The sequence below is a fragment of the Labrys sp. 22185 genome, from assembly GCF_052045555.1.
GTDB lineage: Bacteria > Pseudomonadota > Alphaproteobacteria > Rhizobiales > Labraceae > Labrys > Labrys neptuniae.
Map to the genome: position 1 here is coordinate 207,517 of NZ_JBQEPH010000008.1, position 21,123 is coordinate 228,639.

A 21,123-nucleotide genomic window follows, 5' to 3' on the forward strand; every position below is an offset into this window, starting at 1 on the left:
GCTTCAAACCTGCTCCAATTCCACCAGCGTGCCCGAGAAATCCTTCGGATGCAGGAACAGGACCGGCTTGCCGTGGGCGCCGATCTTGGGCTGGCCATCGCCCAGCACCCGCGCGCCCGCCTGTTTCAGCTGGTCCCGCGTGGCGAGGATGTCGTCGACCTCGTAGCAGATGTGATGCATGCCCCCATCCGGGTTCTTCTCGAGAAACCGCGCGATCGGCGAGGCCTCGCCCAGGGGTTCCAGGAGTTCGATCTTGGTGTTGGGCAATTCGATGAAGACGACGGTGACGCCATGCTCGGGCAACGCCTGGGGCTGCGAGACATGCGCGCCGAGCGTATCGCGATAGACGGCGGTCGCAGCACCGAGGTCGCGCACCGCGATGGCGACGTGATTGAGGCGACCGATCATGCGCTTGCCCGCTTCTGGCCCGGCACGGCAAGAATGCCGCCGGTGAGCGCCTTGCGGACGCCGGTGCTGGAGGGAAAGGTCAAGGGCAATTCCTTCAGGGATCGAACCGCGAGATAGGCAAAGGCCTGTGCCTCCATCATCGACGCCGACCAGCCGAACTCGTCGGCCGTTCGCACGGGCACACCGGTCTCGGCGCGCAGGAAGTTGAGGATTGCCGGATTGCGGGCGCCGCCGCCGCAGACGATCCACAATTTCGGCTCGGCGGGCAGCCATTGCCGTGCCGCCGCCGCGCTGCGGGCCGTGAAGGCGGCCAGCGTCGCCACCGCATCGGGCGTGGCCAGGCTCATAACCGCCTCGCGGGAAAAGGCGTTGCGGTCGAGCGACTTGGGCGGCGCTTCACCGAAATAGGGATGCACCATCAACTGGCCGAGCACGGTCTCGTCGACCTTTCCGGCCAGGGCCTGCCGCCCGTCCTGATCGAGGGCGATGCCGGTTCGCTCCATCATCAAATCGTCGATCAGCGCGTTGGCAGGACCGGTGTCGAAGGCAATAGGATCGCGCCCCGTTGCAACATAGCTGACATTGCCGACACCGCCGAGATTGAGCACGGCGACGGGACCAGCGAGCTTGGCGGCCTGCACCAGGGCCTGATGGTAGACCGGCACCAGCGGCGCACCCTGCCCGCCCTCGGCGACGTCTGCGGCCCGCATGTCATAGACGGTCTGGATGCCGAGGCTGTCGGCGAGCGCTTGGCCGTCGCCGAGTTGCACGGTCAGCCGCTCTTGCGGGCGGTGCAGCACCGTCTGGCCGTGGAAGCCGATGACATCGATATCATCGGGGCTGAGATCATGGGCCTTGAGGAAATCGGAGACGACGTCGGCATGCTTACGGGTGATCAGCTGCTCGGCCGCCACTAGGGCGCCGGGACGCTCGTTGCGGCGTTTCATCGCCACGGCATCGGCCAGGGCTTGTCGCAGCAGGCTGCGTTCATCCTCGCTATAGGCGAGCTCGACCGTCGGTCCCATCTCGACGGCACCCTCGCCGTCGGTCTCGATCAGGGCGGCATCGATGCCGTCCATCGAGGTTCCGGACATCAGCCCGAGTGCCGTCATCATCGTCTTCATGCGCAAATCACCCGATTTCGCGGTCACCCTGTACCAAAGCGCCGACAAACCTGTTAGAGGGCGCTTAAAGCGTTTTGTGAACTGGCGGACACGCCAAGAATCGCAAAGACGCATCGAACCAAAGAGCTAGAGCAAACGGACGTTCCGTCCAAACGCGCTTTGCTCTAGACACCTATAAGCCGTTTGAAAGCGTTTGCCATGACCGCGTTAAAATCCGATTTCCTGCGCACCCTTACCGAGCGCGGCTTCATCCACCAGGTGTCGGATCTGGAAGGCCTCGACCAGAAGGCTGCCAGCGAGCGCCTGACCGCCTATGTCGGCGTCGACCTGACGGCAAGTTCGCTGCATATCGGCCATCTCGTGCCGATCATGATGCTGCATTGGCTGCAGAAAACCGGGCACCGCCCCATCACCCTGATGGGCGGCGGCACGACCCGCGTCGGCGACCCGTCCGGCCGCGACGAAACCCGCCGCATCCTGCCGCTCGAGCAGATCGAGGAGAACAAGAACAGCATCCTCAAGGTCTATGACAAGTTCATCGACTATTCCGACGAGCGGGCCATCCTGGTCGACAACGCCGAATGGCTGACCAAGCTCAACTATATCGAGATGCTGCGCGACATCGGCCGCCACTTCTCGGTCAATCGCATGATGTCCTTCGATTCGGTGAAACTCAGGCTCGACCGCGAGCAGGAACTTTCCTTCATCGAATTCAATTACATGATCCTGCAAGCCTATGATTTCGTGGAGCTTTCCAGGCGCTACGGCTGTGCGTTGCAGATGGGCGGCTCCGATCAGTGGGGCAACATCATCAACGGCATCGATCTCGGCCGCCGCATGGGCACGCCCCAGCTCTACGCCCTCACCTGCCCGCTGCTGACCACGGCCTCGGGCGCCAAGATGGGCAAGACGGCCGCCGGCGCGGTCTGGCTCAACGAGGACATGCTCTCGGCCTATGACTACTGGCAGTACTGGCGCAACACGGAGGACGCCGATGTCGAGCGCTTCCTCAAGCTGTTCACCACCCTGCCGCTCGACGAGATCGCCCGTCTTGCCGCCCTCGGCGGCTCGGAGATCAACGAGGCCAAGAAGCGCCTGGCCACCGAGGCGACCGCCCTCGTCCATGGCCGCGACAAGGCCGACGCGGCCGAGGAGACCGCGCGCAAGACCTTCGAGGAAGGCACGCTGGCCGGCGACCTGCCGAGCTTCGAACTGGCGGGCCTAGCCGAGGGCGTCGGTGTCCTCAACGCTTTCGTGCAGGCGGGCCTGGTTCCATCGACCAGCGAGGCGCGCCGCCAGATCGCCAGCGGCGGCCTCAGGGTCAACGACGCGGCGATCAGCGATCCCAAGGCCGTGCTGGGCAAGGGCGACGTTACCGCCGACGGCGTTATCAAGCTCTCGCTCGGCAAGAAGAAGCACGTGCTGGCAAGGCCGATATGACCTCGGAGCGCGGACATCNGCATGCTAAAAAGGAAGAGCGGACAGGATGTCCGCGCTCCAGCAGGATTTACTCGCCCTTCCGCTGCGCCTGTAGCGAGGCCTGATAGGCCTTGGCCTGCTTGCGGTAATAGATGACGCCGAAGGGAATGGTCGCCAGATAAGCGACGGTAAGCGAGGTCAGCGACTCCCAGGGATAGAGCGCCAGCAGCATCACCACCACCACGGCCACCACGAAGATCGGCAGCACCCATTCGCGCGGAATGCGGTTGCCCAGCTTCTTGCCCGAGAAGGTGGGGATGGTGGAGATCATCAGGAAGGCGATGAGCAGCACATAGGCGAGCTCATATTTGGCATGGCTCGGCTCATGGGTGAGGCCGAGGAAATCGAGATAGATCGGCAACAGCACCGTGCAGGCCCCGGCCGGTGCGGGCATGCCGGTAAAAAAGTTCGCCTGGAAGGCCGGCCGGTTGGGATCGCCGCTGGTCACGTTGAAGCGGGCGAGACGCAGCACCATGCAAATGGCGAAGACCAGCGAGCCGATCCAGCCGATCGATCGCAGATCGTGCAATCCCCAGAAATAAAGGACGATGCCGGGAACCACGCCGAAATTCACGAAATCGGCAAGCGAATCGAGTTCCGCCCCGAATTTCGAAGTGCCCTTGAGATAGCGCGCCACGCGTCCGTCGACACCGTCCAGCAGCGCCGCGACCACGATGCAGCCGATGGCGAGGTCGAGCTTGTTCTCGATGGCCAGGCGAATGGCCGTCATGCCCGCGCAAAGCGCGAGCAGCGTGATCATGTTGGGAATCAGCACGCGCAGCGGAATGGCACGCCGCCTCGGGCCCTCCGGATCCGGACTTCCTGGCTGGAAAGGCGGGAAGAGCGGGTCCATGGTCAGCCGACGCGATGGGTCAGATTCGGCATCGCCGCATTGGCATCCGCCAGGATCGTTTCTCCAGCCACCATCTTCTGGCCGATGCCGACCAGGGGGCGCACCCCTTCCGGCAGATAGACGTCGACACGCGAACCGAAGCGGATCATGCCCAGGCGCTGGCCGACGGCGACATGCTCGTTCTCATTGGTCCAGCAGACGATGCGCCGCGCCACAAGGCCGGCGATCTGCACCACGCCGTAGCGGGTGGCACCGGTATCGATGATGAAGCCGTTGCGCTCGTTGTCCTCGCTGGCCTTGTCGAGATCGGCATTGAGGAACTTGCCCGGCTTGTAGGCGATCTTGGTGATCGTCCCCGTCACCGGGCTGCGGTTCACGTGGCAATCGAAGACGTTCATGAAGATCGAAACGCGCAGCAGCGACTGGCTGGCCAGCCCCAGTTCGGGCGGCGGCAGCACGTTGGCGATCTGGCTGACCACGCCGTCGGCCGGCGAGACCACCAGGCCCTCGCGTACCGGCGTCACCCGCTGGGGATCGCGGAAGAAATAGGCGACCCAGGCCGTGATGATCAAAAGCGGCCAGAACAGAACCTTGATCCATCCCAGCGCAATCAGCGTGGCTACGCCCGCGATCGCCAGGAAAGGGTAGCCTTCGCGGTTGATCGGCACCAGGACTTTGCGGATGGAGGCGGCAAGCGACATAGGCAGGGTTCCAGTTTAGGCCCTGCCTATCGCATGCAGCGGATAAAGACCAGAGCATGTCGTTATCGACAAGAGTGGCTGCCCGCACCTTGTGCAAACTGAAATGGCTGATACAGTTCTGGGCAGCCGAACGTCAGAAGAGGTCGCTTTATGCCAGAGGACGCCCCACAAGCGGGAGCGAGCCGGACACCCGTTGTTCAACTCGACAATATTCACAAGAGTTTCGGCCTCCTGGAAGTCCTCAAAGGCGTTTCCCTTACGGCCCATGAAGGCGATGTCATCGCCCTGATCGGAGCGTCGGGCTCGGGCAAGAGCACGATGCTGCGCTGCACGAATCTGCTGGAGGTTCCCAATTCCGGCCGCATCCTGATCGGAAACGAGGAGATTCGCCTGAAGCCGGACGGCCATGGCGCCATGTCGGTCGCCGATCAGAAGCAGCTCCAGCGCATCCGCAGCCGCCTGGGCATGGTGTTCCAGAGCTTCAATCTGTGGGCGCATCGCACCGTGCTCGAAAACGTCATCGAAGCACCGGTGCATGTCCTCGGCGAGAACAAGGCAGAGGCCATCGCCCATGCCGAGCAATTGCTGCACAAGGTCGGCCTCTACGCCAAGAAGGACGTCTATCCCGCCTTTCTCTCCGGCGGCCAGCAGCAGCGCGCGGCGATCGCTCGCGCCCTTGCCATCCGCCCCAAGGTGATGCTGTTCGACGAGCCGACCTCGGCGCTCGACCCGGAACTGGTCGGCGAAGTGCTCAAGGTCATCCGCGATCTCGCAGCAGAGGGCCGCACCATGCTGCTGGTGACCCATGAAATGGCCTTCGCCCGCGATGTCGCCAACCATGTGATGTATCTTTACAACGGCAATGTCGAGGAGGAGGGCCCACCCCAGAAGGTGTTCGGCAATCCCAACAGCGAGCGTTGCCGTCAATTCGTCACGCCGCGCCAGCACTAGGGCTAGGGCGGCCTGCGAGGCAAGCGTTTCCGCTTGACGGAAAAGTTCGGGGGGCAGGAGGGCACCAGGACTCGCGCATCAGGTACAACAATCCAAGAAAACCTAGAAAAAACAGCCATCTATCAGGGGACCAAAATGAAACACTTCAGCGCCAAACTCCTCATGGCGAGCGCTTTCTTTTGTAGCGCGGCCTTCGCTTCGGCCCAGGCAGATACCATCAAGGTCAGCGTCGCGGCCGAGCCCTACCCGCCCTTCGCGTCAAAGGATGCCTCCGGCCAGTGGGTCGGTTTCGAGGTCGATCTGGCCAAGGCCGTCTGCAAGGCCGCCAAGCTCGATTGCGAGATCGTCGCCACGGCCTGGGACGGCATCATCCCTGCCCTGATCGCCAAGAAGATCGATGTGATCTGGGCTTCCATGACGATCACGCCGGAACGCTCGGCCCAGATCGGCTTCACCATCCGCTACTACAACACCCCCCCCGAGTTCATCGGCAACAAGGCCGACAAGTTCGACTTCACGCCGGAGGGCATGAAGGGCAAGTCGATCGGCGTGCAGACCAGCACCATCCACGCCCAATATGTCCAGAAGACCTACCCCGACGCCGACATCAAGAGCTATGGCACCCAGGACGCCGCCAATGCCGACCTCGCGGCCGGCCGTCTCGACCTGGTGATGGCCGACGCCGCCGCACTCGACGACTTCCTGGCCGGCAAGGACGGCCAATGCTGCGAGATGAAGCAGTTCCCCAAGGATCCGGTCTTCGAAGCTGGCGTCGGCGGCGGCCTGCGCAAGGAGGATACCGATCTGAAGGCCAAGCTCGATGCCGGCATCAAGGCGGTCTATGCCGATGGCGAATTCGACACGATCCAGAAGAAATACTTCAAGTACGACGTCGGCACGCCGCCGAAGTGAGATAGGCAGTCCGGTTCACTCCTGCTGAACTGAACCGGGCTTTCTCCGGCCGGCCTGAGAATTCGGGCCGGCGCCTTTTCTTCCTGCGGGGTCGGGCGTGGAAGCTTTCTGGAATCTCCTGATGTCCGGATGGGGCGTATCGTTGCTCCAGGGCCTGGTCATCACCATCGAAATCTCGGTCGGCGGCTATCTGACCGGCCTCGTCATCGGCGGCTTGGTTGCCTGGGCCAAATTGCGCGGGCCGCGCTGGCTGGTCGCGCTCGCCAATGGCTATTCCACCATCTGTCGTGCCGTGCCCGAGGTGCTGCTGATCCTGATCCTCTATTATGCCGGCCAGCAGGGGCTCAATGCCCTGATGGCCTGGCTCGGCTATGGCACGCTGGGAATCGGCGGTTTCTTCGCGGCCATCACCGTGCTCGGCGTGGTCAATGGTGCCTATACCTCGGAGATTCTGCGCGGTGCCGTGCTTGCCTTGCCGAAGGGGCAGATCGAGGCGGCCCGTGCCTATGGCATGCATGGCTTCGGCCTGTTCCAGCGCGTCATCCTGCCCTTGATGATTCCCTTCGCCTTTGCCGGCCTGACCAATCTCTGGATGACGATGCTGAAGGATTCGGCCCTGATCTTCGTGGTCGGCTACAACGAGCTTACCTTCACGGCCGTGCAGGCGGCGGCCTCGACGCGCATGTATTTCCCCTTCCTGCTGCTCTGCGGCGCGATCTATTACGCGCTGACGCAATTCTCCAACATCTTCATCAAAATGTTCGAGCGTCACATCCGGCGCTGGACTCCCAAGCTGGGGTGACCATGTCCGCGGATCTGGCAAGCTGGTTTTTCGAGAATTTCGGCTGGATCGGCAAATATTGGCCGGCCATCCTCAGCGGTTTCTTCACCACGCTGAAACTGCTGTTCTTCTCGCTGCTCTTCGGTTTTCCCCTGGCGGTGCTGGTGGGCTTCGGCCGGGTTTCCAAGAACAAGCTGATCTATGCCATCGCCTCCAGCTTCGTGTCGGTCATCCGCGGCACGCCCCTGCTGGTGCAGATGTTCGTCTATTACCAGGGCCTGGGCTCGCTCTTTCCCGCCATCCCCGGCATCCGGCAATCCTTCATCTGGCCGGTCCTGAAGGACGGCTATTATTACGTCATCTTCGCCCTGGTGCTGAGCGTGGGCGGCTATGTCGGAGAAGTCGTGCGCGGCGCGCTGCTGTCGGTCCCGCGCGGCGAACTGGAAGCGGCGCGGGCCTATGGCTTTCGTGGTTTTGCGCTGGTGCGCCGCATCTGGCTGCCCCGCGCCATGCAGGCGATGATGCCGACCTTTGCCGGTGAGACTGTGCTCTGCCTGAAATCGACCGCCCTCGCCTATCTGGTCAGCGTCCAGGATCTCCTGGGCCAGATCAACATCATCCGCTCGCGCGAGGCGATCACCTATACGCCTTTGCTGGTGGTGGCGATCGGCTACCTCATCACCACGCTGGTGATCGAAGCCATCTACCGGCGCCTGGAGGCCGGCTTCGCCAAGACGGTGAAGCCGCACTGAGGCGGCGCATCACGGAGTGCCGGCCTCGCAGTTCCGGCACTTGATGGTGCGAGGTCGACGACCTCCAGCCGACAGATGCAGCCTATCCAAGAGTGTCGACCAGAGGTCGACACTCCAAGCCACCCTTTTCGCGGGAGCCGGATTTCAGCCGTGCCAGCGTAGCGACATGCAGGACAGGCCCGCGTCGATCTTGGCGATCTGCGAAGTCGGCAGCCGGACGACGCTATAGCCCTCGGCTTCGAGCAGGGCCGCCGTACGCGGATAATCGATGCCGACGAAGACCCGGTCGTTCACCCTGAGCGCGTTGGCACCCGCCTCCTCGCCTTCCGGCGTCAGCAGCACCCGCATGCCCTCGAACACACCGGAGGCGGCGAGACGGGCGGTCGACAGCATGGTGGTGTCGTCGAGCAGCGAACAGTCGGACTTGAAATGCAGGACGCCTGGCGGCGTGGTGACGACGACGCCCTTGCGGCCGAGTTCGGCCAGCAGAGCAATCAGCTCCTCCGCCCCTTCCCGCGTGGTGCGGTCGGAGAGGCCGATCATCACCGCCTGGGGCGTCACCAGCACGTCGCCGCCATCGACGAAACCGGGCCCCTGCAACGCCAGGACCTTCTTGAAGCGCGCGCGCAACACGGGCGTGATCTCCGCCGTCTCGCCGAAACGGCTCTGGGCGCCGACCCGCAGCAGGATCGCTCCCTCGGGAAACACCAGGGCCGGATCCTCCACGAACAGCGAATCCGGAAACGCCTCGAGGGCAGGCAGAACTTCCACGGCAACCCCTGCGGCCTGCAAGGCCTCGATGTAGAGACGATGCTCGGTCGTGACGCCCTCATGGGTCGGCGCACCACGATCCTCGGCCCGCAGGCCCTGGGTCACGCTCACCGGTGGCAGGCGCACGATGGCATTGTCGAAAGCATAGACGGGAAAGGCGCTCATGCTCGCTCCGATCGAAAGGGATTGAAGTCCGCCGGTATCACTCTTCCGGCGGACGGTATTGAATGACCTGGGTCCACAGCCCATAGGCAGCAACGGCCGCGAACATCAGGCCCCAGAACTGGTTGCCATTGTAGAGCTCGACCCCGGCCCAGGCCGCGGGCAACACGCAGAGCAGCACCCGGACCCAGAGCGGCCTCATCCAGTTCGGCGTGTTGGGCTGGGCCATCGGCTCAGCCCTCGGCCAGCGCCGCGGCGATGGCATCGAGCGCACTCTGGGCCTTGGACCCGTCGGGGCCGCCGGCCTGCGCCATGTCGGGCCGTCCGCCACCGCCCTTGCCGCCGAGCGCCTCGGAACCCTTGCGCACGAGATCGACGGCATTGAAGCTGTCGGTCAGGTCCGCCGTCACGCCGACGACGAGGCCGGCGCGGCCGTCCTCGGAGGTCGCCACGATGGCGACGACGCCCGAACCCACCTGCTTCTTGCCCTCGTCCGCCAGCGCCTTGAGGTCCTTCAGCTCGATGCCGGTGACGGCCTTGGCCAGCAGCCTCGTCTTGCCGACCGTGCGGATCTCGCTGTCGCCCCCGCCGCCGCCCATGGCGAGCTTCTTGCGCGCCTCGGTTAGCTCGCGTTCGAGCTTGCGGTTCTCCTCGACCAGGGTGGCTAGGCGATCGCCCGCTTCCGCCACGGGCGTACGCAGCACGTCGGCCAGGCCCTGAAGCAGGCGGCTCTCATTGACCAAATGCTGGCGAGCCCCCTCCGCCGTCATCGCCTCGATGCGGCGCACGCCGGCCGCGACAGCGCCGTTGGAGACGATGCGGATCAGGCCGATGTCACCGGTGCGCCGCACATGGGTACCGCCGCACAGTTCCACCGACCAAGCCTTGTTTGAAGAATCGGCCTTGTTCGAGCCGGGCTGGCGCTGGCCCATCGAGACGACACGAACCTCGTCGCCGTATTTCTCGCCGAACAGCGCGCGGGCACCGGAGGCGATCGCATCGTCCACGCTCATCAGATGCGTGGTGACCTCGCTGTTGTCGAGCACGATGGCATTGGCAAGGTCCTCGATCTCCTTGATTTCCTCGTCCGAGATCGGCTTGGGATGCGAGAAGTCGAAGCGCAGACGGTCGGGCGCCACCAGCGAGCCCTTCTGCGCGACGTGATCTCCCAGCGTCAGGCGCAGCGCCTCATGCAGCAGGTGCGTGGCCGAGTGATTGGCCCGGATCGCGGAACGCCTGACATGGTCGACGACGAGTTCGAGCGGCTCCTGAACCTTGAGCGTGCCCTCCTCGACGGTGACGGCATGCACGAACAGATCGCCGAGCTTCTTCTGGGTGTCGGTCACCGCCACCTTCAAGCCCGTGGCCTGCACCGTGCCCGTATCGCCCTGCTGGCCGCCGGACTCGCCATAGAATGGCGTCTGGTTGAGGATCAGGAAGCCCTTGTCACCCTGCGCCAGGTGATCGACCGGCTTGCCGTCCTTGACCAGGGCCAAGGCCACGCCTTCGGCGCTCTCCGTCTCATAGCCGAGGAATTCGGTGGCGCCGACCTGCTCGCGCAGGCCGAACCAGACGGTCTCGGTGGCCGCATCGCCCGATCCGGCCCAGGCGGCGCGCGCCTTGGCCTTCTGCTGCTGCATGGCGGCCTGATAGCCCTCGAGATCGACCGAAATGTTGCGGGCGCGCAGCGCATCCTGCGTGAGGTCGAGCGGGAAGCCATAGGTGTCGTAGAGGGTGAAGGCGACATCGCCCGAGAAGACCTGGCCGTCGCCGAGCTTCAAGGTCTCGGCGTCGAGCAAGGCAAGGCCCCGCTCCAGCGTGCGCCGGAAACTGGTTTCCTCCAGGCGCAGGGTCTCGCTGATCAGGGCTTCGGCCCGCACGAGCTCGGGATAGGCGGCGCCCATCTCGCGCACCAGTGCCGGCACCAGCTTCCACATGACGGGTTCCTTGGCGCCGAGCAGGGAGATGTGGCGCATGGCGCGCCGCATGATGCGACGCAGCACATAGCCCCTGCCCTCGTTCGATGGCAGCACGCCGTCGGCGACCAGGAAGGAGGAAGCACGCAGATGGTCGGCAATGACGCGGTGGCTGGCCAGAGCCGGGCCTTCGGCCGGCACGCCGATCGCCTCGACCGACGCACGGATCAGGGCCTGGAAGAGATCGATGTCGTAATTGTTGTGCTTGTTCTGCAGCACGGTGGCGATGCGCTCGAGACCCATGCCGGTATCGATCGAGGGATGCGGCAGGTTGACACGCTCGCCGCCCACCAGTTCCTCGAACTGCATGAAGACGAGATTCCAGATCTCGATGAAGCGGTCGCCATCCTCGTCCGGCGAACCGGGCGGGCCACCCCAGATGTGGTCGCCGTGATCGTAGAAGATTTCCGAGCACGGACCGCAGGGACCGGTGTCGCCCATGCGCCAGAAATTGTCTGAGGTCGGGATGCGGATGATGCGGTCATCCGGCAGTCCGGCGATCTTCTTCCACAGCCGATGGGCTTCGTCATCCTCGGAGAACACCGTCACCAGGAGCTTGGACGCCGGCAGGCCGAAATCCTTGGTGATCAGGTTCCAGGCGAGCTCGATCGCGCGATCCTTGAAATAGTCGCCGAAAGAGAAGTTTCCGAGCATCTCGAAGAAGGTGTGATGCCGGGCCGTATAGCCGACATTGTCGAGATCATTATGCTTGCCGCCGGCGCGTACGCATTTCTGCGAAGTCGCGGCGCGCGAATAGGGACGCTTCTCGATGCCGGTGAAGACGTTTTTGAACTGCACCATGCCGGCATTGGTGAACATCAGGGTCGGATCGTTGCGCGGCACCAGCGGCGAGGACGCCACGGCTTCGTGGCCGTTCCGCACGAAATAGTCGAGGAAGGTGGATCGGATCTCGTTGACGCCGCTCATGCCCAATTTGCCTATTTGGCCCAAGTGCCTGTTTGGCTGGTCCCTTCCTTACGGCCTGGCCAGCAATCATGGTGGTGGGGCGTTGTAGCGAGGCTGTTTCGGCCTGTCGAGGCGCTCATTCACGAAAAACCCGCCTGCCGGGCCTGACAGGCGGGTTTTTCAGGACCAAGCGGCAAGGATCGCTCCCCGAACCTGCGGGGGACGGCAGCCGCCTCAATCGTCCTCGGCGTCCGCCGGATCGATATTGTCGAGGATGCGTTCGGCGATCAGGCCGGCATTCTGGCGAATCTGGCCCTCGATCTTGTCGGCGACATCCGGATTGTCCTTGAGGAACTGCTTGGCGTTCTCGCGGCCCTGGCCGAGGCGCTGGCTCTCATAGCTGAACCAGGCACCGGACTTCTCGACCACCCCGGCCTTGACGCCGAGATCGATCAACTCGCCCACCTTCGAGACGCCCTCGCCATACATGATGTCGAATTCGATCTGCTTGAAGGGCGGCGCCACCTTGTTCTTGACCACCTTCACTCGGGTCTGGTTGCCGACCACCTCTTCCCTGTCCTTGATCGCGCCGATACGGCGGATGTCGAGGCGGACCGAGGCGTAGAATTTCAGGGCGTTGCCGCCCGTGGTGGTTTCCGGGCTGCCATACATCACGCCGATCTTCATGCGGATCTGGTTGATGAAGATGACCATCGAGTTGGAACGCCCGATCGAGGCCGTCAGCTTGCGCAGCGCCTGGCTCATCAGGCGGGCTTGCAGGCCTGGCTGCACATCACCCATCTCGCCTTCGATTTCGGCCTTGGGCGTCAACGCCGCGACGGAGTCGATCACGATGACGTCGATCGCACCCGAGCGCACCAGCGTGTCGCAGATCTCGAGCGCCTGCTCGCCGGTATCGGGCTGCGAGATCAGCAATTCATCGAGATTGACGCCGAGCTTGCGGGCATAGACCGGATCGAGCGCATGTTCGGCGTCGATGAACGCGCAGACACCGCCCCTCTTCTGGGCCTCGGCGACGCTATGCAGCGCCAGCGTGGTCTTGCCCGAGGATTCCGGCCCGTAGATCTCGATGACCCGGCCCTTGGGCAAGCCGCCGACACCGAGCGCGATGTCGAGACCAAGAGAACCGGTGGAGATCGCCTCCACCTCCATCGTCTTGGTACCCTTGCCGAGCCGCATGATCGAGCCCTTGCCGAAGGAGCGTTCGATCTGTGATAGGGCGGCGTCGAGCGCCTTCGTCTTGTCCATGGAGCTTCCTTCGACCAAGCGCAGCTGCGTCTGACTCATATGCCCGTTTCCCTATCAAGCACGAACGGATTCGTCATCCGGACCAATCAATTTCCAACACCGGGCTGCAATCTTGTCGCAATTCGAAGCCCCGTGGCGCTATGTACCCATTTTGTTCTCGTTAACGCAAGTTCTATTTTTGTTCTCAAATTTCTTATTTAACAAAAGCTGATCACCAGGCGGCTTGCGATAAATCATCATACCATTGCACCGATCAGGCTTGCGCCCCAAGCCCCTCCCCGTCCAAACTCCTCGCCGGCAGGATGCGCCGGCAACCCGATCGGCAAATGCGGGACAGGAAACGGGACGATTGCAATGACGAATGCGCAGGAAAGCGTCGGCTTCATCGGAGTCGGCTATATGGGCCATGGCATGGCCAAGAACATCGTGGAGAAGGGCTATGCGCTGACGGTGATGGGGCATCGCAACAGAGCGCCGGTGGAGGATCTCGTGGCGCGCGGCGCAAAGGAAGCCAAGACCCCGCGCGAGATCGGCGCCGCTTCCAGCATCGTCTTTCTGTGCGTCACCGGTTCGCGGCAGGTCGAAGCACTGATACGGGGTCCCGACGGGCTCAAGGCCGGCCTGAAGCCGGGCTCCGTCGTCGTCGACTGCTCGACTTCCGATCCGAACTCGACCCTGGCGCTCGCTGCCGAACTCGCCGAAGCCGGCATCGACTATGCCGATGCCCCGCTCGGCCGCACGCCGAAGGAGGCGTGGGAAGGCACGCTCGACACCATGGTCGGCGCCAGCGACGCCCTGTTCGAGCGCCTAAAGCCGGTGATATCGACCTGGGCCGGACGCATCGTGCATATCGGCGGCACGGGCGACGGCCATCGCATGAAGCTGCTCAACAACTTCGTGTCGCTGGGCTATGCCGCCCTCTATGCGGAGGCCCTCGCCTTGTCGCAGAAGGTCGGTATCACGCCCAAGCGTTTCGACAGCGTCATTCGCGGCGGGCGCATGGATTGCGGCTTCTACCAGACCTTCTCGCGCTGGGTGCTGGAGGGTGACGAGAACGCCCACAAATTCACCATCGCCAATGCCTTCAAGGACCTGACCTATCTGGAGGCGATGGCGGATGCGGCCGGGCTGGTCAATCCGATCGGCAATGCGGTGAAGAACTCGTTCGGCGTGGCGATGGCCGCCGGCGGCGCCGAGCGCTACGTGCCGATGCTCACCGACTATATCGGCCGCCTGAACGGCACCGATCTCGTCCCGGCCAACCAGAACTGACCGGACACCAGATGCGGAACGCCGCGCTCCTTCGTGAGCGCGGCGTTCATGTTTCCATCTGTATAAACCAGGTCAGAAGGTACGGCGTAAGCGCACGCCGGCACCGACAGCGTCAACCGTCTTGCTGTTCAGCCCTTCCGGGTCCTTGTTCTGGTACCAGACTTCGGCACCGGCGATGAAGCCCTTGACCACGGTGTAGTTCACCTGACCGCCAACGACATAGTAGTTGAAATTGTCGGTGATATTGGACGCGATGCGCGGTGCGTCGAAGTGCAGATAGCCGCCGAACAGGATGGCTTGCAGGTTCTTGGTCACGTTGAGACCGGCCTCGCCCTGCACGGCAAAGCCCTTGGCGCTATCGAGATCATGGATCGCGCCGTTGGTTATGTAGGCGTCCGTGCCTCCAAAACCCAGGGTGGACGAGCCGTTCGGCTGGGAACCACCGACGCCGAGATATTTCACCGCTCCGTCCGCGTAACTCGCTTCGGCTGCGATGTAGGCGCCCTCGATAACCGGTAGGTTGACGTTGCCGCCAACACCGATCGAATAGCCATATTTCGTACTGTAGCCGGCCGTTGCGCTGCGATTCTGATGAAGGGCGCCCATCACCTGGAAACGGCCCCACCCGTTCTTGTTGTCGTCATAGCCGATGACGCCGACGATATCCGGCATCTGAGCACCGCCGACACCACCGGCAACCGTGACGCCGTTGACCACGACATTGTTTCCGTAGACCGAGGCATTGGCACGGTGATCGCGGCCGTCTTCGATCGACAGGGTGGCGTAGGCCTTGTCGAACTGCGCCGTATAGCTGATCAGGTTGCGTCGGCCCTGCTCGCCGAAATAGGGCGCGAAGAACTCGGCCTGATAATTGGGGTCGTAGAAGGCATAGGGCGACCAGGCGTAACCGGCCGTCAGGCCGCCGAACTGCAGATAGGCCTGGCGCACCTGGAAGGTGTCATGCGTGGCCGCCCCCGCATTCGACTCGGCCTGGAGTTCGAAGAAGGAGCGCAGCATGCCCCAGTCGGTCTGGGTGCGCGCATCGAAGCGGATGCGGGCGTTGGTCCGGAACTGCGTCTGGCTGATGTTGCGCTTGCCCGTTGCATTGCTGGGCGCCTGCGCAAACCAATAGTCGGCCCGGATCTGGCCGCTGATCTTCAGGCAGGTGTCGGTGCCCGGAATATAGAAGAAGCCCGGACCAAACGCCGTACATACCTTCACATATTCGACAGCCTCGCCCTTGCTCATCGGCAAGTCCGCGGCAGAAGCCGCAACAATGCTAAGAAATCCGGCGCCGGCACCGAGTAAAATTGCACGAATAGACATGGAAATACCCCGATCTCATAAGTCGACCCTTTCAAAAGGGCCTCTCTCTTCGGCAAGCCGGCAAAGCAATATTGGGCATACCGAAGAGGCGCGGTCGTTGTGCACCGCGATATCGAAGCTTTCCTCCCAGGCGAGACATTACACAATGTTAAGGTGAGTCACCGTTCTGACACAAAAGGGCTTTGTCCATGACAGTTGCGAATTCGCAACAGCACGCAAGACGTGCATGAAAAAGGCCCCTCCCTTTTCAGGAAGAGGCCTCGCCGAAAAAGTGGGGATGAGTGAACTCAACCGAGGTTGAGTTCCTTGAAGAAGTCGTTGCCCTTGTCGTCGATGACGATGAAGGCCGGGAAGTCCTCGACCTCGATGCGCCAGACCGCCTCCATGCCGAGTTCGGGATATTCGAGCACCTCGACCTTCTTGATGCAGTCCTGGGCGAGGCGCGCGGCCGGGCCGCCGATCGAGCCGAGATAGAAGCCGCCATGCTTGGCGCAGGCCTCGCGGACCTGGGCGGAGCGGTTGCCCTTGGCCAGCATCACCATCGAGCCGCCCGCCGCCTGGAACTGGTCGACATAGCTGTCCATGCGCCCGGCCGTGGTGGGGCCGAAGGAACCGGAAGCATAGCCGGCCGGCGTCTTGGCCGGGCCGGCATAGTAGACCGGGTGGTTCTTGAGGTAGTCGGGCAGCCCTCCCCCCGCTTCCAGACGTTCGCGCAGCTTGGAATGGGCGAGGTCACGGGCCACGATGATGGGCCCCGTCAGCGACACACGCGTCTTCACCGGATGGCGCGACAGGGTCTCCAGGATATTGGACATCGGCTGGTTGAGATCGATCTTCACCACCGCTCCGCCGAGCTTGCTCTCGTCGATCTCGGGCAGGAAGCGCGCCGGATTGTGCTCGAGCTCTTCCAAGAAGACGCCGTCGCGGGTGATCTTGCCCATGGCCTGGCGGTCGGCCGAGCAGGAAACGCCGAGCCCGATCGGCAGGCTGGCGCCGTGGCGAGGCAGGCGGATGACGCGGACGTCGTGGCAGAAATACTTGCCGCCGAACTGGGCGCCGACCCCAAGCGACTGGGTGAGCTTGTGCACTTCCTTCTCGAGCTCGAGGTCGCGGAAGGCATGGCCGAGTTCGGAGCCCTCGGTGGGCAGGCTGTCGAGATAGCGCGCCGAGGCCAGCTTCACCGCCTTCAGCGTGAGTTCGGCGGAGGTGCCGCCGATCACCACGGCCAGATGATAGGGCGGGCAGGCCGCGGTGCCGAGCGTGAGGATCTTTTCCTTCAGGAAGGCGATCAGGCGGTCCTTGGACAGGATCGAGGGCGTGGCCTGGTAGAGGAAGGTCTTGTTGGCCGAGCCGCCGCCCTTGGCGACGAAGAGGAACTTGTAGGCCTCCTCCCCTTCCGCGGAAATGTCGATCTGCGCCGGCAGATTGGTCTTGGTGTTCTTCTCCTCGAACATCGACAGCGGCGCCAGCTGCGAATAGCGCAGGTTCTTCTTCTCATAGGCGTCGCGGATGCCTTGGGCGATGGCGCCCTCGTCCTCACCGTCAGTCCAGACCTTGCGGCCCTTCTTGGCCATCACGATCGCCGTGCCGGTATCCTGGCACATGGGCAGCACGCCGCCGGCGGCGATATTGGCATTCTTGAGGAGGTCATAGGCGACGAAGCGGTCATTGTCGGTCGCCTCGGGGTCTTCGAGGATGTTGCGCAATTGCTGGAGATGGCCGGGGCGCAGCAGGTGATTGATGTCCATGAAGGCCTGCTCGGCCAAGAGCCTGAGCGCCTCGCCATCGACCTGCAGGATCTCGCTGCCGCCGAGCTTCTCGACCCGCACGCCCTCGCTGGTCAGCTTGCGATAGGGTGTCTCGTCCGCTCCCAGGGGAAACAGCGGCACATGGGGATAGCGCGAATTGGAAGCGGAATCGGCAGGCATGGAGAGGATCTCCGGATCAGAACAGGCCAAGGCGGTGCCGGGGCGCCGCCGGTTTGGCCCTGATGTAGTCGCTTTTCGCGCCGCTGCCTACGATCAATTGGAATCGTTCCATGCTGAAGGCACCCCCGGCCATTCGTGCTTGGACCAACGAAGCACTCAGGCGGGCACTACCATAGACACCCGGCTTGTGGTTGCGATTGAAGCCGGCGAAGGCCGCCGCCAGGTCGCGATCCAGGGACACTTCACGAACGGATGACATCCCCACATAAACATGTCTTTATATCTTCTCTTGACTTCCGAGACACCTTGTCGTTTGCTGTCGTGGTCGAGGTTCTTCCATTCTCGCAATGGAAGCTAAGAGGGAAGCCGGTGCGATGCCGGCGCTGCCCCCGCAACTGTAGACGGCGAGAGCTTGCCTCATCATGCCACTGCCTGCCCCGCGCAGGTGGGAAGGCAGGCAGGTTCGGTGAGCCGTGAGCCAGGAGACCTGCCCCGACGAACGTAAACGTCCTCGGGCGGGGTGTCCCGGTGGTTGCATGACAGAGCCGGTGTCCCTGGCCGCGTCAGGCGCTCCCGTACGGCCTTTGCCCCCAGTTCTCATGGGGTCTGCCGATGTTCAAGCTTCAAACTGCCATCATGCGTTACGATGCCGTCGATCCGGCTGTCCGACGACGAATGTGTTGCGGCGTGCCCTGACCGCACGCCGCTCCTCCGCCTCGACCCATTCACTCATCGCGAACCGGGACCGCCAGAGGTCACCGGCCGGAGACACGCATGTCCATTCCCATTTCGACGCTCGGCACGCCACGCATCGGCCCACGCCGCGAACTCAAGACGGCCCTGGAGGCCTTCTGGGCCGGAAAGCAGGACGAAACCGCCCTACTCTCGACGGCAGCCCAGCTGCGCGCCAGCAACTGGGCCCGGCAGAGCCTCCTCGGCGTCACCCATATCCCCTCCAACGACTTTTCGCTCTACGACCAGGTTCTCGACATGAGTGCGACGGCCGGCGTCATTCCCCGCCACTATGGCTGGGAAGGCGGCCCCGTTCCGCTTTCGACCTATTTCGCCATGGCGCGCGGCAGCCAGGGCCGTAACGATCGCGGCCATGACGATCGCGACCATGCGGGCTGCAGCCATGGCGGCCATGGCGGCGGTGTCCCCGCTCTCGAGATGACCAAATGGTTCGACACCAACTATCACTACATGGTCCCCGAATTCCGTCGCGGCCAGGCCTTTGAACTGGCCTCGGCCAAGCCCATCGACGAATTCAGGGAGGCCGCAGCGCTCGGCTTCCACACCCATCCCGTGCTGATCGGGCCGGTGACCTATCTGCTGCTCGGCAAGAGCAAGGATACGGACCTCGATCCTCTCGCCCTTTTGCCAGGGCTCCTGCCCGTCTATGCCGAGATCCTGCGCAGGCTTGCCGCTGAGGGCGCGGACTGGGTGCAGTTCGACGAGCCCTGCCTGGTACTCGATCTCGACGAAAGGACGCGAAAGGCGCTGCGCCACGCCTATGACGTTCTCACCGGCGCCGTCTCCGATCTGAAGATCATGATCGCGACCTATTTCGGCGGCCTCGGCGACAATCTCGACCTGGCACTCGGCCTGCCCAGCGCCGGCCTGCATCTCGATCTCGTCAGGGCGCCCGCGCAGTTGCGACAGGCGGTCGAACGGGCACCGGCGGACAAGGTGCTGTCGCTGGGCGTGATCGACGGGCGCAATGTCTGGCGGAGCGACCTGACCGCCTTGCTGGATCGCATCGAGCCGGCAGTTGCAGCCCTCAGGCCCAACCGCGTCGTCCTCGCCCCGAGCTGTTCCCTGCTCCACGTTCCCTACGATATCGAGGCCGAGAGCGCGTTCGATCCCGAACTCCGCAGCTGGCTGGCCTTCGCCGTCCAGAAGATCGGCGAGCTGAAAACCTTGTCGACAGCCCTGGTCGACGGGCGGCGGGCCGTCGCTGATGAGCTCGCCCAATCGGACGCAACAGCTGCGGCCCGCCGCGTATCCGCCCGTATACACGATACTGGCGTCGCCGCCCGAATGGCCGAGCTCACACCGGCCATGGGCGAGCGGCAACATCCCTATCCGCTGCGTCGCCGGGCCCAGGAGTGGCTCGGTCTGCCGCCCTTCCCCACCACGACCATCGGCTCCTTCCCGCAGACCGGCGCCGTGCGCAAAGCGCGCGCCGACCATGCCAAGGGCCTGATCGGCGATGCCGATTATTACGACTTCCTGCGCGAGGAGACCAGGCAGGCAATCGCCTGGCAGGAGAAGATCGGCCTCGACGTGCTGGTGCATGGCGAATTCGAACGCAACGACATGGTGCAGTATTTCGGCGAGCAACTGGCCGGCTACGCCTTCACCAAGCATGGCTGGGTCCAGAGCTATGGCTCGCGCTGCGTGCGCCCGCCGATCATCTATGGCGATGTCTCGCGTCCCAGGGCCATGACGGTGGAATGGGCACGCTTCGCACAATCCCTGACCAAGCGCCCGGTCAAGGGCATGCTGACCGGACCGGTCACCATGCTGCAATGGTCCTTCGTGCGGGACGACCTCGAGCGCGAGCAGGTCTGCCGGCAGATCGCCCTCGCCTTGCGCGACGAGGTCGGCGATCTGGAACGGGCCGGTATCCGCATCATCCAGATCGACGAGCCGGCCATTCGCGAAGGCCTGCCGCTCAGGCACGCCGAAAAGGAGGCCTATCTCGCCTGGGCCGTCGCCTGTTTCCGTCTCGCCGCCTCGGGGGTCGACGATGCCACGCAGATCCATACCCATATGTGCTATTCGGAATTCAACGACATCATCCATGCCATTGGCGGCCTGGACGCGGACGTGATCTCGATCGAGACTGATCGGTCCAGAATGGAGCTGCTCGATGCATTCCGGGCCTATCGCTACCCCAACGAGATCGGGCCCGGCGTCTATGACATCCACTCTCCCCGCTGCCCCACCGTGGCTGAAATGCGCGACCTTCTTGCCAAGGCGCGGGAGCGGATCGCCGGCGACCAGCTCTGGGTCAACCCCGATTGCGGCCTGAAAACCCGAAGCTGGGACGAGGTCCGCCCCGCCCTCGTCAACATGGTTGCCGCCGCCCGTATACTTCGTGAAGAGATCGCTCCGGCGAGAGTGGCGACATCCGCCTGAAAAAGTATGCCGGGGCACGAATTTTGTGCCCCGGCATCCTCTGTCCCCATTGAACAAAAGGGCGATACACACCATCTATTGACACATAGACACCAAAGCATACTAGATACGGTATTCACAGGTCGTCGGATTCGCTTCCGGCGCTAAGAGGGAATCCGGTAGGCCTTAGGGCAAAGCCGGGGCTGCCCCCGCAACTGTAAGCGGAGAGCGGCTGTCGATTGGCCACTGGCCGAGAGGTGGGTTTACCCCGCCCTCCCCGGGAAGGCAGGCAGTCCGCAACGACCCGCGAGCCAGGAGACCTGCCTGTGGATGCGTATCGTTTCCTCGGGCGGGGTGCCCCGACGGATCGCCTTGCTCGCGGCGCATCATCCTGCGTCGGCGCGGAATGCGCTCCTCGGCCCAAGCCTC

General features: G+C 63.5%; 17 protein-coding genes and 2 riboswitches. Of the genes, 7 read left to right on the forward strand and 10 right to left on the reverse strand.

Annotated elements, in window-relative coordinates:
* Positions 1-3: 3 nt before the first annotated feature.
* Entirely contained in the window at positions 4-408 is a 405-nt protein-coding gene (mce, locus tag ACTJKX_RS17880) for a methylmalonyl-CoA epimerase (RefSeq protein WP_311938714.1), read from the reverse strand.
* Positions 405-1,532 (reverse strand): anhydro-N-acetylmuramic acid kinase, encoded by a 1,128-nt coding sequence (locus ACTJKX_RS17885; protein WP_440726043.1) that lies wholly within the window; start codon positions 1,530-1,532, stop codon positions 405-407. Before ACTJKX_RS17885 ends, mce begins: the two co-directional genes overlap by 4 nt.
* Before the next feature lie 198 nt (positions 1,533-1,730).
* Here ACTJKX_RS17885 and tyrS point away from each other — a divergent pair, with 198 nt between their 5' ends.
* Positions 1,731-2,972, forward strand: a complete 1,242-nt coding sequence (tyrS, locus tag ACTJKX_RS17890) for a tyrosine--tRNA ligase (RefSeq protein ID WP_440726044.1) — start codon at positions 1,731-1,733, stop codon at positions 2,970-2,972.
* A 67-nt stretch (positions 2,973-3,039) separates the two neighbouring features.
* Here the strand turns inward: tyrS and pssA are convergent, their stop codons facing one another.
* On the reverse strand, positions 3,040-3,771 hold the full coding sequence (gene pssA, locus ACTJKX_RS17895; RefSeq protein WP_311938708.1) for a CDP-diacylglycerol--serine O-phosphatidyltransferase: 732 nt from the start codon (positions 3,769-3,771) through the stop codon (positions 3,040-3,042).
* Positions 3,772-3,866: 95 nt separating this feature from the next.
* Entirely contained in the window at positions 3,867-4,565 is a 699-nt protein-coding gene (locus ACTJKX_RS17900) for a phosphatidylserine decarboxylase (RefSeq protein WP_311938707.1), read from the reverse strand.
* A gap of 150 nt (positions 4,566-4,715) precedes the next feature.
* Here ACTJKX_RS17900 and ACTJKX_RS17905 point away from each other — a divergent pair, with 150 nt between their 5' ends.
* The 4 genes from ACTJKX_RS17905 (at position 4,716) to ACTJKX_RS17920 (ending at position 7,961) form a co-directional block, all read left to right on the forward strand.
* Complete coding sequence (locus ACTJKX_RS17905; RefSeq protein ID WP_440726045.1) at positions 4,716-5,516, forward strand: ABC transporter ATP-binding protein; 801 nt, start codon at positions 4,716-4,718, stop codon at positions 5,514-5,516.
* 135 nt (positions 5,517-5,651) lie between these two features.
* Positions 5,652-6,428: a transporter substrate-binding domain-containing protein gene (locus ACTJKX_RS17910; protein WP_440726046.1), complete on the forward strand. Its 777-nt coding sequence runs from the start codon at positions 5,652-5,654 to the stop codon at positions 6,426-6,428.
* A 121-nt stretch (positions 6,429-6,549) separates the two neighbouring features.
* Entirely contained in the window at positions 6,550-7,230 is a 681-nt protein-coding gene (locus ACTJKX_RS17915; RefSeq protein WP_311938700.1) for an ABC transporter permease, read from the forward strand.
* Positions 7,231-7,232: 2 nt separating this feature from the next.
* Positions 7,233-7,961: an ABC transporter permease subunit gene (locus ACTJKX_RS17920; RefSeq protein WP_311938698.1), complete on the forward strand. Its 729-nt coding sequence runs from the start codon at positions 7,233-7,235 to the stop codon at positions 7,959-7,961.
* Positions 7,962-8,105: 144 nt separating this feature from the next.
* Here ACTJKX_RS17920 and ACTJKX_RS17925 read toward each other — a convergent pair whose 3' ends face one another.
* The 4 genes from ACTJKX_RS17925 to recA form a co-directional block, all read right to left on the reverse strand.
* The gene (locus ACTJKX_RS17925; RefSeq protein WP_367626982.1) at positions 8,106-8,897 is read right to left on the reverse strand and encodes an arginine deiminase family protein; all 792 of its coding nucleotides are present in this window, start codon (positions 8,895-8,897) and stop codon (positions 8,106-8,108) included.
* Positions 8,898-8,934: 37 nt separating this feature from the next.
* Positions 8,935-9,123, reverse strand: a complete 189-nt coding sequence (locus ACTJKX_RS17930; RefSeq protein WP_209430862.1) for a DUF3329 domain-containing protein — start codon at positions 9,121-9,123, stop codon at positions 8,935-8,937.
* A gap of 4 nt (positions 9,124-9,127) precedes the next feature.
* On the reverse strand, positions 9,128-11,797 hold the full coding sequence (gene alaS / locus ACTJKX_RS17935; protein WP_440726047.1) for an alanine--tRNA ligase: 2,670 nt from the start codon (positions 11,795-11,797) through the stop codon (positions 9,128-9,130).
* Between the two features lie 213 nt (positions 11,798-12,010).
* Positions 12,011-13,084 carry a recombinase RecA gene (gene recA / locus ACTJKX_RS17940; RefSeq protein ID WP_311938687.1) on the reverse strand — a complete coding sequence of 358 codons (1,074 nt, stop codon included), beginning with the start codon at positions 13,082-13,084 and terminating at the stop codon, positions 12,011-12,013.
* A 315-nt stretch (positions 13,085-13,399) separates the two neighbouring features.
* On the opposite strand from recA, the gene ACTJKX_RS17945 reads away from it, so the two are divergent.
* The gene (locus ACTJKX_RS17945) at positions 13,400-14,317 is read left to right on the forward strand and encodes an NAD(P)-dependent oxidoreductase (protein ID WP_440726048.1); all 918 of its coding nucleotides are present in this window, start codon (positions 13,400-13,402) and stop codon (positions 14,315-14,317) included.
* A 72-nt stretch (positions 14,318-14,389) separates the two neighbouring features.
* Here the strand turns inward: ACTJKX_RS17945 and ACTJKX_RS17950 are convergent, their stop codons facing one another.
* Entirely contained in the window at positions 14,390-15,565 is a 1,176-nt protein-coding gene (locus ACTJKX_RS17950; protein WP_394309605.1) for a porin, read from the reverse strand.
* Positions 15,566-15,930: 365 nt separating this feature from the next.
* A complete protein-coding gene (locus ACTJKX_RS17955) occupies positions 15,931-17,571 on the reverse strand; it encodes a fumarate hydratase (RefSeq protein WP_311938682.1) in 1,641 nt (546 codons plus the stop codon).
* A 311-nt stretch (positions 17,572-17,882) separates the two neighbouring features.
* A riboswitch (cobalamin riboswitch) is annotated at positions 17,883-18,080 on the forward strand.
* 265 nt (positions 18,081-18,345) lie between these two features.
* Between ACTJKX_RS17955 and metE the strand changes: the two genes are divergently transcribed.
* Positions 18,346-20,715, forward strand: a complete 2,370-nt coding sequence (metE, locus tag ACTJKX_RS17960; RefSeq protein ID WP_440726049.1) for a 5-methyltetrahydropteroyltriglutamate--homocysteine S-methyltransferase — start codon at positions 18,346-18,348, stop codon at positions 20,713-20,715.
* 102 nt (positions 20,716-20,817) lie between these two features.
* Positions 20,818-21,036, forward strand: a riboswitch (cobalamin riboswitch).
* Positions 21,037-21,123 lie beyond the last annotated feature (87 nt).